Genomic DNA, 13,023 nt, shown 5'->3' with positions numbered 1-13,023 from the left:
TTTTCAAGCTTCTAATTAATCTGCCAGCTTCAACTCCAGAGATACAATATCCAGGAGGATAAGCATAACAACATCACCAGTTGACGCATCAATGCCAGTTGTCAATGCTCCTTCTTTTCCGAAATTTCTGGATAGTTCAATGACGTGAAAAGAGAGTCTTTCTCCGCAACTAAAACCAATTTATTCAATATATCTTGATGTAAACCAGCTCGAAATCTAGCTCTGAAATCAGGCTGAATATAGAACAAAGCTCGTTATAAAAGTAACCAACTCTTCGCTCTCATTATAAATAAAGTATGATGATTGAAATTAATTTGCATTGTTATGTTCACTCAGGGATTCGTTCTTACCCAGACACTGCTGATATTTCATCATAGTTGGATTTAAAGGTCACCTCACACAAATATGAACTGTTTGAGCCGCACACCCCATCTGGTCAAACCAAGCTACATTCTCTTGAACAAGGGTTAAAGCCAAGACGTAATTACCCGGAATGGATGGTGCCTTTACGGTTGCCCATAACCGCATCCTTTCGTTGGATTGAACACTATGCGACAACTGGGTACGTTCACCATCGAAAACTAATATCTGACCAAAATTGTCAAGCCAGTGATATGAAACACGAACTGCACGCAAGCCAGTTGCTCCCCAAGTTTGGGTGCTGTTATTGCAAACTTCCACCTCTAGTGCGAGGATCTCGTTTGGCTCCATTTGTTCAATCTTGCCGAGTAAGTGGATAGTAGCACTGAAATCAGTCAAGGGCTGCGTATGTATGGCAAGACTTTGTGTACGCGGCCAGTTTTCGCTCGCATCGAGTAGGGACAAACTTTGCCTGGACAAGGCAACAAGGGAGCCACACTGCAATGTAGGGTAGAGATTAGCCACTCCCTCCCAGAAATAACCCATATTGCCTTCTACGCTGAAATAAGTAATCTCATCACGCCAGTGGTACATCTTTCCAGTAAGATCATCAGCAGGATGCAGTGCCGCGGCAACCCGGTATCGGCCATATCCCACATCACAACGGAAGCGAAACTCACCATAATAATCCCCAATCTCGCTAATTTGGATAATTTTCCCAAGCGCCTTGGAATTTGTGCCAAAAATTTTGCGTCCGTCATGATCACTGATTACGATGCCGAGAGCCACATTTTCTGCAGGTTGGTGCACCCGAAAATCCACGCGCAAACAAACCATTTCTCCAGAGAGCACCTCAGCCCCGAGTGAAATTTCGCCCCTCAAGTTTGCTTGGAGCAACTCAACCTGACGATTGCCATAATCTGCCGGTTTGGGTTTGGTAACGCAAGGGCTCGGCGAATAATGTGGAAGTTCGTTTCTCGTGTGCGCAATTTCATTAAACGTCCGGTCAGACAAAGTCACTCCACATCGCATCAGAACTTCACTGCGTTTGCTTTGAAACAACCCTAACGCATGCTCATAAAGGGCAATATCTAACTGGTTCAACTCCTCCAAGTGCCTCAAAATGTTACTATCCACATCAACTAAGCGAGGACGCTTACTAGTAACGTTAACACGAGGAATTTGTTCAAGCGGCAGCCAACCCGCTTCAATCGCCAGAACAATAAGAAAATCCTCAAATTCCTCAAAAACTCCGACCAGGTCGTAGCGATGTAACGCCTGTTTTGCCAACTCAAATTGCTCGTCCTGCGAGAGATCTTTCGAGCCATCCCAAACTAAAGGAAAATAATGCCTGACTTGGAAATTCTCTAGGTGGTTTCTAATTTCAGGAACATCATTGTGAACATATTCTTCAAAAGAAAGTGATTTGGCAAGTTCTACTGAAACATCACCGCCGCGCAGCCCTACATCCCTTTTCGCGAAATAATAGTGCGAGACAATACGGTCGACAGGATGGCGTAACATCGTTAGTGCGTACCGCTCGGGATCGAACCACTGGTTGGGTGAAAAACTAAAATGGCCGGTAACAAGAATTTTATCGGCATACCGCATTAGAGCATCGGTAGCTGGTTCCACCAGTCCGGGAGACATTTGCGCCTCACCCAGCCATTCAAGGAACGCACGTTCTATGCTGGATCCCCCTGCCTTGTATATATGATCAAAAAAAAATTTTTTCTTCATTTGCTTTTCATTTCTTAGTTTCATGAGTGCTGAACAATATCTTCACGTTGTGCACATTTTGCCTTCCACCCTAAAGTGGCTTTTACTTTGTACAATACGAGCCTGCCGCAAACATGCTGGATCGTCCTCTCGCCTAGCAGCCATGTGTAAGAAAATTACCCTACTTGTTACTTTCTTCGCCCATTCAATGACTTTACGAATAGAATAATCGGTACTATTGCCTAAATTAAAACGTTGGGGTTCCACCAGCACGTCAAAGATATTCAATTTAATATTAGAAAGAGTCTCATAACACGCCCGATTGCGCCATAGATTCGCCTCCAGCACTACGTCAAGATGATCGCTTAAAAGGTTGTCTAACCACAACCAGCTCACCAGCAGCAACTACTAAAATATTATTTTCCATCATAGCTACTCACCACATATATACAGTATTTTCATTTATAACAAGCGCAATACACAATAATATGTTTACTATCTGGTTTTTCGAAAATTGATATAAAAATTATTAAAATATTGTGGAATCGCAACCCATTTAAATTTATAACAAACTGTTTTTTGTTGATTAAATACTTAATAACGGAGCCTAAGCAGTAAATTGCCATAAATTTAAAATTGATGATCGAGCATTTTTTGCTAATGCAGCACGATCACCTGCATGAGTAAGCAAATAAGCAATACATGCAGCAGCCTCATCAGCGTCGCAATAATAAAGTCCGCAATTATTTTTTACGCATTTTACCATGAGTTTAGTGTTCTCCTGATGCACTAAAAGAGCCAACTCACGATTGAAAAGCTTGACCATATCAGATGATGTAAGAGTATTATCAATTACCCACGCAATACTGGCTTGTCGCAACTGAGTTTCTGTAAGCCATTCAGCGATCACAAAACGTGGTTGTTTTAAATCAACATAACTTTTGACAAGTTGCATCGCATCATTACATACAGTATCAACATGCTTGCCAACACAGATAATTAAAGGAGGCTCTTCACGAAGAGTAGCAGTGCTGTGACATCCTGCATCTCGATAAATCGTCAAAAGTTTGTCGACCTGCTTAACAAAGGAATTCTCACGTATCCGTGCCTGGCCATTTTTCCCGAGAGATGTAGTCAATGAAGCGTCTGCAATCAAGCGATTCATTTTTTCTGCCAGATCAGCCGAGTTACCCGCTTCAAAAATATACCCATTAAGGCCATCCTCAACCAACTCAGGCATGCCTCCCATGTTGGAAGCGATAACAGGTATTCCACAAGCCATTGCCTCAGTGATTGAAACTGGCTGGTTTTCATGCCAGATAGATGGCAGCACAAGTACATCGGTTTCGGCATAAGCGTAACCTACTTGGCTGTTTTCAATCTTTCCCCAAAATTTAACAAGATCAGTGCACCCATTATCGCGCAACTGCTGTTCATACGCGGCCCGCTGATCACCATCGCCTATCAAATTGATCTGTACACCTGCGGGGGAGTTCAACAATGGTAATGCTTCCAGAAGTGTATGTATTCCTTTATGCCGCCCAAAATAGCCAAAAAAGGAAAACCTCAGTGAGCCACGCGACGGCTTGCGGTTTATGGAGGCAAACTTGTCGACATCTATTCCATTCCAAACAATATGCATTTTATCCGGCGGGAAACCAGCCTTGATATAGGTGTCAGCCAAGTATTGACTAGGTGACACAAATGCATCCACTGCCCCCATTGCTAGCGTCATATAATCTTGACGCATCTTTATCGGTATATGACGATTTTCACCATCCTCGATGAATGGTTGGCACTCGTAACAACGCGAATAATCCGTACATATAACCCCATTTTCTTTCATGATGGTATTCTTGAAACAGAATCCCCAGTGATCATGTAACGTAAGAATCACTTTAGCGCCAAATTCTTTGGCAATATGTAAAATTGAAACAGAAAGACCGATGATATTGTGGCAATGTACAACATCTGGTCGAAAAGCAGCCAACAAGCGTGAGAAATGCTGCTCAACGCGCGGATGGGAGAAATTCACAAAAGTAGGCTGGTAATCTTCAAAACTAAGATTAATACGGTGAACAGTAAGGCCATCATAGTTCTCAGATCGCAAATCGTACCGTCGCCCCTTTTGGGGCTGGTGATTTCCTGTGAACACTTGCACCTCGTGCCCAGCACCAATCAAATGCTTACCCTGGTAATGGGCAATAAGCTCGGCTCCTCCAATGAAATTAGGAGGATAAACATTGGTGCAAATTAGAATACGCATCTAACTTTTTTTCCTTTAAAATATAATGTCTTAGACGTCCAGCCAAAAATACGACCATCGTCACTAATGCCAAGGTCGACAGGCGAAAAAGGCGAATTAAAGAACCAACCGTAACAGTTAATATTTGTTAGCGGTTTTAACAAGTTCCATATTGAGCAGTTCCGGGGTTTTTGCCATATATTCCACTGGCATGTGATAGAGAATAGTTTAAAAGCCGCTTATCAATTCAATACCGGTTAACCCATATTTGATTTCTCGGGCGTCATTGCTCTGGCCTAGCGCATGGGGAAAAACTGGATTCAAGTGTTCAAGCTCAATGCGTATATACTCATCGTATAAATCGCTGCTATTTATACGAATAATTTGATCAGTAAGAACAAAATTCCCGACGAATTTGCCATTAACTCTTACTCTTGTTTTTTCGTCTCCGTTATAATATTGTCCTTTCAATCTGATGCCGATAAATGACTTATCCGGTTTTGAAAAAATGAAAACTGATCTTTTTCCAAGAGACCAAATTCCCCAATTCTCCTGCATGCTCCAACCTTTTGAGAAAACTATATATTTTGTTAATTGTTTTTTTTCTACTGGCAAATCTACCCTAATTTTTCCCACGAAGGAAAGGTTACTAAATTCAACTTTCTCTAGGTAATCATTAAGATTTCTTTTCATCTTGCGAGAGACATCCTCAGCCTGATCACCAACTGTCATGGGCTTGGTCTTCAGCGCATCCAACATTTTGTCTATATCTATATTTAAATAAGCAGAGCTTCTTTCCACAACTTCAAGAATAATAATATCAGCCGCAAGCAGGTCTTTTTTCTCATTAAAAGAATTAGTAGGTACATTAAATTTGTTGTCTTCTATCGGCCATGCTGCATCAAGTTCTTTAAAGGAACTTTTTAGAATCTTAAATGGCTCTACCATGTAAGAGTCCCTATATATAAAGGTTCTGGGGAATATTTTTCCTTCTTTTCTGTTATTTTCGGTATATCTTACATACGGATAACCGTTATTGAGATAATTGGTTTTTTCTTCTTTTATATAGAGATCATCTTTAACCTTAATTTTCCTAGTAACTTCCTCTTCCCCTTGAATATTCCATCCGAACATCCCCAGGAGGTCTCCTTTGTACTTAGCCTCAACCAAGTCAAATTTTGGGAGGTATTGATCCCATGAAACTGGATCGAGTTTTTTAAACAATGCATTGATAGCTATCAGCGCCCCTTCGTCAGTCCAATGCGAATCGGTTTTGTAATAAACTAAAACATCTTCCTTTGCTTCATTTAGTAAGTGATCAATTTTAACAAAATTATCGATATTATACCCTTCCAAAGCCTCAACAAGCAGATCGTAGTGGCTTTTGCCGCATCTAGATGGATTTATGTCAAGCCCGACATATTCCGGATAAACTGTCGCTTTGTTCGGTATTATCGTGAAAATAAATCTGCGCCCAGAAGCTTCTATCACCGTTTTGAGTTCACCAAGACGTTGCGCAATTAAACGCATTTTTTCCCTGGCCGTGCAGCTATCATCAAGATAATCGCCGAGAGTCGTTTTGTAATACATCCACCCTTCTTTTCCTATAAAGACCGCAGGAGCTGGGGAAATATTAAAAATACGATAATCTATCCAATTTTTAAACTTTATTGCATAACCTCTTGAAGCAGAATGATCATTAAGAAAATTATCCACCTGTGAATAAAAATTCTTTTGATAAAGATTGTTCAATGAGAACTCCGGCATTTGCGCCAGTGCTCGTTTTTCCGCGACGTCGCTTTTAAATCCGATCAATTGAAAGATTAGCGGCACAAAAATTAAAAGAATAAAAAAGCCCGTAATCAATTTATGTCGCATGCAATTCAAATCCTCAGAACTGAAAATAAATAAATGGGTTATAGGAACCGCTTAAGCCAAGGGATATTGAATAAAGAACTCCAATTACAAGCACAAAGCCCTGAATCAATGCAATGGCGGCACCTCTTTCCTCAAGCAGTATCCTGTAACCGCGCAAACCTTGCGGCATAAAAACAACTAAGGAAGCAAGAAATAAGAAAAAGATGTTATGACTATTGATGGTCGTAGCAATTTGCAATGGAATATAATTAATATTAATTGGCACAAACATGACTTGGAGGAAGCTCATGGCCTGCTCGAGGTTTGTGGAGCGAAATAGCACCCAACCGATAATGATCAAGATAAAAGTAACCACTCTACGCAATACTACTTTAAGCGTTCCTTCCGGCTTACTGAGCAGCGCAAGCCGTTCGACCATAAGAAGGCTGCCATGGTAGACCCCCCACATGAGAAATGTCCAATTTGCTCCGTGCCATAATCCGCAAAGAATGAATACTGTTATAAGATTAAAAAGAGTCCGCACAGTGCCTTTACGATTACCCCCAAGAGGTATATAAAGATAATCACGAAAGAAATTCGAAAGGCTTATATGCCAGCGCCGCCAAAAATCAGTTATGCTGGTTGCGGAATATGGACGATTGAAGTTTTCCGGCAACTTGAATCCAAACATATGTCCAAGCCCGACCGCCATGTCTGTGTAGCCAGAGAAGTCGAAATATATTTGTAAAGCATACGCAAACGCGCCCATCCATGCGAATTTTGTATCCAATGTCCCTGAAGGTAGGGCAAAAATCGTGTCAGCTATCTCTGCACAACTATTCGCTAGGACCATTTTTTTCATCAAACCCCAGCAAAATCGAATGACCCCATAATAAAAGCTTTCTAAAGTCTCCTTCCTGCTTCTTAACTGGTCGGATATTTCGTGGAATCTAACTATCGGCCCGGCTATAAGCTGAGGAAAAAAAGCGATATACAAAGCAATATCTATGAAATTTCTGAATGCGCGCTTGGTGCCACGGTAAACATCAACAACATAAGTGATGTTATGGAATACAAAAAATGAAATACCGATGGGAAGCAAAACATCTGTCCATTTGATGGGAGAGAGCCCAAAATTTGTTATAACATTGTTCACGTTTGACACGAAGAAATTGGCGTATTTGAAATATGCCAAGATACTCAGGTTGAATGCGATAGCAAAAAAAACCCACCATTTTTTTTTGCTCAAGCTCCGGTCTATTAAAAGGCCGAACGCATAATTTACAATGGTGGTTAATATCAGTATTAGAATAAATTTGCCGCTGTCCCAAGTATAAAATATCCAGCTAAAACAAAGTAACACCCAGTTTCGATACTTTGAAGGCGTAAGATAATACAAAGCTAGGACTATTGGTAAAAAAGCAAAAAGGAATGTCTGAGATACAAATAACATATGGATACTTTATGGTTTCTAAGTGGCATACTGCGGCCTAAAGTCTGCAGTTTTTTAAATACTTAAAATTAATTTCCTTTAGTTGCGCAACAAGCGTTCATTCATCCCCACTGTATCTTTCCACTTAAATAATGGCTCGAAGCAAATGGACCTATGAGAATGACTAAAAAACGCTCTTAAGTTACCACGACATCAGCACGGCATTTGCGATCGATCATGACATCCAAAATTATGATGTAGATTGGCATAAAGGTCATATAGAAAAGGCAACTGCCCCCCTACCATTGCCAACGGAAACGATGAGGCAGCAGGAAATACACTATCGTCACAGTCGGAAAAAACAGCAGGAATTGCAAAGAATTGAAGAGCATGATGATCAGTCGTAGTGACGTTCTTTCATTTCAGCATACATTCTGAGCGCCGTCGCGCCTATGTCGATTTTTCCTCTCCTCTTGTTTGGTGAGAAGTACGCCATGGCCAACCCTCCCTGCATTGCATCATTGTTACCATGCTCAATCACGCGGCCAGGTATAAAGTCAAGATCGATGTATTGAACATAAAGTGATTTCTGCCAGTCGGCCTCCAACATTCCCCGGCGGCATTCAGGATTAAATCCATTGTATATCATGACGATTAGTGGTTTCTTTGGAATATAATTCAACATTATATTAATATCTTGTTTGACGCCCGCCGCAGAGTGATCACCATCAATCAAAACAAACTCAACTGGCATTTGAGCATTGTCCAGTTCCTGCAGCAGCATCGGCATAATCACATGGCTGGACCCAGTAAAAAAGCTAACATTGTCAAACTGGTTGAATTTTTCTGGGATGCTTGGATCGATGTCAATCGAAAAGACGTTATCTACGTATTGAGAGATGAGAGAGAGGCTACCGCCCCGATAAGTGCCAATTTCTATTGCACAATTAGGATTTAGGCGCTGTAACACCGCCGCCAATCCAAGGCGTTCAGAATCGTTCATCTGCCACTCTTGAGTTAAGCAGCTTTGATAAAGAACATCCAGCCATGTCGGTGCTGATACTGTTTGGTTCTTTTCTATAAATTGTCCTTCAATATTGCATATGCTTACAGTGTCATCTTGCAGGATAGAATGGTTAATCAATTCGTTCCAAAATTGGTGCGCATATTCCTCCCACGTTTTAATGGGACGCGTTATTGCTTCCTGAGTCAGCTGTTCGTAAAGTGATTGTTTTGTCGCTAACTCACCAATGGCAGCAGCCATTTTTTCAATATTCATTACGTCGACCATTAAGCAGCCACCACCAGCCGCTAATTCAGACATAACACCCATCTCATGACAAATACAAGGCTTACCATGCCAGATGCTTTCGAGTATCGGCATACCAAAGCCCTCAATTTCCGAGGCATAAATTGTGAAGGTGCATTCTGTGTAAGCCTGGTGCAGGCGTATATCATCAACGATGCCCAGCCATCTGATGCGGGAATTATCGCGGCATGCCTCCTCAACGAATTCAGCAATATCGTTGCCGCCGGCGTAGCGATTGCCGATCAACGTCAAACTCCAGTCAACTTCAGGATGTTGATGAGCAAATAATTTAATGGCCTCGATCAGTTTGCGGTGATTTTTTCGTGGCTCCAAAGTGGATACGCACAGTAAGTCGATTTTTTTTGGAAAAGCTCTATTCTCAGCGTCTGTCACTCTCGCCGCCCCGCCAAATTCACCGGGTAGCAAATTTGGTTTGATCTCACATCCCGTTAATCCCTCTGCTGCCCAAAATGTACGAAGAGACTGTGCAGAGAATTGCGAGATGGGAATAACCAAGTCGCAATGCGCCAAGCCTTTCATATAATGGGCGTGGTTGTTACGAGTGATTGCGTCCATCACAAGTTCGGGGCGGATAATTGGGATGGCGTCATAGAAAATAGCACCGATCCAGATCCCTGACCGCTTGGCATAGTTTCGAATATGTTGGCCATTGACTTCCTGAATCGTCTCAGTTAGTAGCAACCAAGTGGATGCGCCCGAATTGAGTACTCCCGCATCAGTCAGCGATAGTCGCGCACCATCTGGCGAACAAGGTGCTTGTGTGCCGATATTCGGTCCATTGAACTGCGAAAGTTGGCGATACTCGGCGCGCGTTAGAAAAACGTAGCCTTGATCCTCTCCTCCCCAGGCAACAAACAGAGGCTGACAGAACTGTTGCAATTCCCGACAGAGCCGCCGTGTCACTCGGATTACACCTGAGTTTGCCGGGTCACGACTGGCATTAGTTACATCGACGAGAACAGTAATTGCCTGAAAGCGCTCACCCATAACAACTCGTTTGAGCATGGCATTGTATCGTTTCACGACTGCCTGCCACCGAAAATCTGCATGAAAGCGCTCTCTTACATAATCGAGCGTTTCGCGGTCAGGCCCGCCCCCCTCCTCCAGCAACTCTATGGCTTTAATTCCCATTTCTGCCATTTCCTGGCACAGGAACCACGGATGAATAACAACTTCGGCATGCGCTCCAATGTTAAAGGCCAACACAGGTTTATCAAGCCACTGCATTTCCGCCAGCGGCAGATTGAACCCCTCCCATAACGATACTGATACACCAAGGTCGACCTGTGCCATAATAGCTTGCAATTCGGCATCGTCTGGAAAACCAATAGGGATAACTTTGTCACGATAGTACTCTGGTATTTTTGTCAGTTTCTGGTCAGCGAGAATCAGGATAGAAATTTGTGAATGATGTGGCACAATTTCATCCACAAATTTGAAAATAGCCTCAGAGTTTTTATAACAACCGGGTTCCCAGCGACCAAGATTCAGTATCGTTTTTCCACCTTTCTTTCGGTTTTTTTCAATAATTTGATTTGCGATACTCATCCCAAGTTGATTCGCTAGCTTAATACTATCTAAACGCCAAAGAGCCTTCGACATGTGATCCGCACCCAAAAGAATCGGCTCAATTGAAACCGACCCTGCATCGGCACTGCTTTGTGAATTAGCAATAAAGTGGCTAATCGGTGCAATTAACGATAGTTGTGGCATATATTCTTTACGCAAATTTCTCAATTTTTCCTGCGTAATTTTTCCGCCCTCATCAAAACCTTCTATTGGAACAGCGCCACAATCTATAAAAACGGTGCGGCAACCGTGACGTTCAAACACTGGAATAGCAGCAAAAAAAGGCCAGCCCCCAATCACTGCAACATCCGGATGCCTATCTTCATCAAAGAGCATAGCCCAGTTAGCATCCAACCACTGAGCTGTAAATTCGTTGAGATTGAGATAACTATCTCCTCCTTCAGGAACAGAGATTATTTCTTCACTAAATTCCTCGACAATTGGCTGATCAAATTTATTAGCCATGACCGAAATGCGATGACCACTATCTCTCAAACCTTGTCCAAGCAATATCAGCAATCGGTCAACACCGAAGCGAAACAGAAATCTTTCGTTACAAAGGAGAATATTCATATATCAGATCATTGGTTATGGAGAGATTAATCTACAATTTTAAATGCTATTAAGCTTAGCCCCTGCTTCCGGCTGTCGGCATTTGAGGAATAGTTGTTCTCGGGATAATAAATTCTATTGTGTCAATCGGCGCGTCCAACTTGAAATTGATACGATGCTTGTCGATTCTTTAATAAAGCCTTCGGCGGTGAATATGACTCTTTTCCACTACCAGCTTTGGCCTTATAACTAGTTGATCAATATTCGAACCACACGCCCTCTAATTAATACTCACTAAAATTCAGCAGGCAATGACCGTTTGCATTTGATGGTAACCAATTTGCTTTCAGTTCACTTTCCCTACGGTATGCTTACACCGATGCCATTAATATCAGCCACAAATTAGATCCAAGCATTTTGAAATCTATGCCTGTCATAGCCGACTAGTACTACAGTTGTAGATTATTTTTCTCCCTGCGTCGTCGGTAATGGCAGGCACGGGCAACGGCTTGATGGCGTCTTCGCCATAGCGACCAGTTGACGATATGCATGATTCTCGGCGGATGCCGCCACAGCCATTGCCACAACAGCTTGCGCACTTCCGGTACCGTCAACGGGATCAGAGCTGCCGCTGCTTCCAGGCTTGCTTGCTCAGCAGTTTCCGGTTTTTTTTGCCGATGACGCGTCTTTTTCATGGCGGCACAACACCGCCAAATACGCCAACGCGGCCATTGCCAGGGTCATGTGTCGGTACCAGCCGTGCCAACTGCGCACTTCATAGTGATCCAGCCCGATTTCGCCCTTGGCCGCCGCAAAGCACTCTTCCACCGTCCAGCGCGTGCCTGCTACCCGCACCATTGTCTGCAGGTCCGTGCCAGGCGGTACATAGCATACGTAATAAGCCAGCTCCCCATCAGTCAACCGGCGCCGTAGCAGCAGCCAGCGTTCCCCCGGCATCTGCCAGGACAGCAAAGGTAGCCTCAGCCAGTCATACCAACGCGGCCCCTTGGCGCCATCGCCCGCCGACAGCCTGGTCCAGTCTTGCGGCTGGACCGTGGCCGCCAGCTGGGCCACGGTCTTTTGGCCGGTCGAGTCCGGCCACACGTATTGGTTGCTCGCCACCGCCAGCACGAAGTGCAGGTCCTGCTGTTCCAGCCATGCGCGCAGGCTGCGGTTGTCACCATACACGGCATCGCCAGTGACCCAGGCAAACGGTACCTGCGCGGCAACGGCTCGCTCGATCATGCGCTGCGCCAACTGCGGCTTGGTGGCAAAGTCGACTGCTTCAGGCACTTTCGCGGCAGCCCGTCGGACCATGTCGTCAGCCCACTCCTTGGGCAAATACAGTTCGCGGTCCATCAACGCACGCCCCCGCGTACTGGCATAGGCCAGAAACACGCCAATCTGGCAGTTCTCAATGCGCCCGGCCGTGCCACTGTACTGGCGCTGCACGCCGACCGAATGTCGGCCTTTCTTGATAAAGCCGGTTTCGTCGACCGCCAGCACGGCATCGGGCTCGCCCAGATGCTCAATCATATACGTCCGCACGTCATCACGCACCGCATCGACATCCCAGCGTGCCCGGTCCAGCAAATGCTGCAGGCTATAGGGCGTCTGTCGTTTGACCGCTTCCGACAATTGCCAGCTGGTTTTGCGCTCAACCGGGCTGAGCAAGCCCGTCACGTAATCCAGTGCCCGTTGCCGCATGGCCTGCCGGCCAAAGTGCCGGCCTATTCTGACAAACCAGGTCTGCAGCTCCGATTGCCAGTTCGCCGCCTGGGTCACGAACTGCTTTGCCATCGCATTCATCATTCACCTCGCCAATGCTTACGATCAAAAACACATTAGACTGTGCGGGCAACATCAATATCCCTGAAATTACAACTGTAGTACTAGTGAGTGTTACTGCAATTGTGGTAACAAAAATTTATGCCCATCCGAATATTCTTAATATAACTT

The 13,023-nt window shown here is 44.0% G+C and carries 8 protein-coding genes; all 8 read right to left on the bottom strand.

The features are described 5' to 3' along the window. Positions 1–15: 15 nt before the first annotated feature. The 8 genes from METMA_RS28200 to METMA_RS0109875 all read right to left on the bottom strand — a co-directional run bounded on the left by METMA_RS28200 (position 16) and on the right by METMA_RS0109875 (position 12,864). Positions 16–141 carry a hypothetical protein gene (locus tag METMA_RS28200; protein WP_408605831.1) on the bottom strand — a complete coding sequence of 42 codons (126 nt, stop codon included), beginning with the start codon at positions 139–141 and terminating at the stop codon, positions 16–18. Between the two features lie 249 nt (positions 142–390). After that, the gene (locus tag METMA_RS0109900; RefSeq protein ID WP_040590498.1) at positions 391–2,100 is read right to left on the bottom strand and encodes a Wzt carbohydrate-binding domain-containing protein; all 1,710 of its coding nucleotides are present in this window, start codon (positions 2,098–2,100) and stop codon (positions 391–393) included. 586 nt (positions 2,101–2,686) lie between these two features. Continuing rightward, positions 2,687–4,345, bottom strand: coding sequence for a glycosyltransferase (locus METMA_RS24410; RefSeq protein WP_020158935.1), 1,659 nt, complete (start codon positions 4,343–4,345; stop codon positions 2,687–2,689). A 207-nt stretch (positions 4,346–4,552) separates the two neighbouring features. Continuing rightward, on the bottom strand, positions 4,553–6,202 hold the full coding sequence (locus tag METMA_RS0109890) for an alginate O-acetyltransferase AlgX-related protein (RefSeq protein ID WP_020158934.1): 1,650 nt from the start codon (positions 6,200–6,202) through the stop codon (positions 4,553–4,555). A gap of 13 nt (positions 6,203–6,215) precedes the next feature. Then, entirely contained in the window at positions 6,216–7,634 is a 1,419-nt protein-coding gene (locus METMA_RS0109885; RefSeq protein WP_020158933.1) for an MBOAT family O-acyltransferase, read from the bottom strand. 376 nt (positions 7,635–8,010) lie between these two features. Beyond that, complete coding sequence (locus tag METMA_RS0109880) at positions 8,011–11,085, bottom strand: glycosyltransferase (RefSeq protein ID WP_027147198.1); 3,075 nt, start codon at positions 11,083–11,085, stop codon at positions 8,011–8,013. Between the two features lie 428 nt (positions 11,086–11,513). After that, positions 11,514–11,759, bottom strand: a complete 246-nt coding sequence (locus METMA_RS26405; RefSeq protein WP_036251846.1) for a hypothetical protein — start codon at positions 11,757–11,759, stop codon at positions 11,514–11,516. Further along, on the bottom strand, positions 11,716–12,864 hold the full coding sequence (locus METMA_RS0109875; protein WP_040591051.1) for an IS701 family transposase: 1,149 nt from the start codon (positions 12,862–12,864) through the stop codon (positions 11,716–11,718). The genes METMA_RS26405 and METMA_RS0109875 overlap by 44 nt, the downstream gene beginning before the upstream one ends. Between the last annotated feature and the right edge of the window lie 159 nt (positions 12,865–13,023).

This window comes from Methylobacter marinus A45 (assembly GCF_000383855.1).
Taxonomy (GTDB): domain Bacteria; phylum Pseudomonadota; class Gammaproteobacteria; order Methylococcales; family Methylomonadaceae; genus Methylobacter; species Methylobacter marinus.
This window is presented reverse-complemented; position numbering and strand designations above follow the sequence as displayed.

Excerpts from the sequence above, each read along its gene's own strand:
- METMA_RS0109900 (WP_040590498.1), bottom strand. The coding sequence starts at position 2,100 with ATGAAGAAAAAATTTTTTTTTGATCATATATACAAGGCAGGGGGATCC.
- METMA_RS24410 (WP_020158935.1), bottom strand. The coding sequence starts at position 4,345 with ATGCGTATTCTAATTTGCACCAATGTTTATCCTCCTAATTTCATTGGA.
- METMA_RS0109890 (WP_020158934.1), bottom strand. The coding sequence starts at position 6,202 with ATGCGACATAAATTGATTACGGGCTTTTTTATTCTTTTAATTTTTGTG.
- METMA_RS0109885 (WP_020158933.1), bottom strand. The coding sequence starts at position 7,634 with ATGTTATTTGTATCTCAGACATTCCTTTTTGCTTTTTTACCAATAGTC.
- METMA_RS0109880 (WP_027147198.1), bottom strand. The coding sequence starts at position 11,085 with ATGAATATTCTCCTTTGTAACGAAAGATTTCTGTTTCGCTTCGGTGTT.
- METMA_RS26405 (WP_036251846.1), bottom strand. The coding sequence starts at position 11,759 with ATGAAAAAGACGCGTCATCGGCAAAAAAAACCGGAAACTGCTGAGCAA.
- METMA_RS0109875 (WP_040591051.1), bottom strand. The coding sequence starts at position 12,864 with ATGGCAAAGCAGTTCGTGACCCAGGCGGCGAACTGGCAATCGGAGCTG.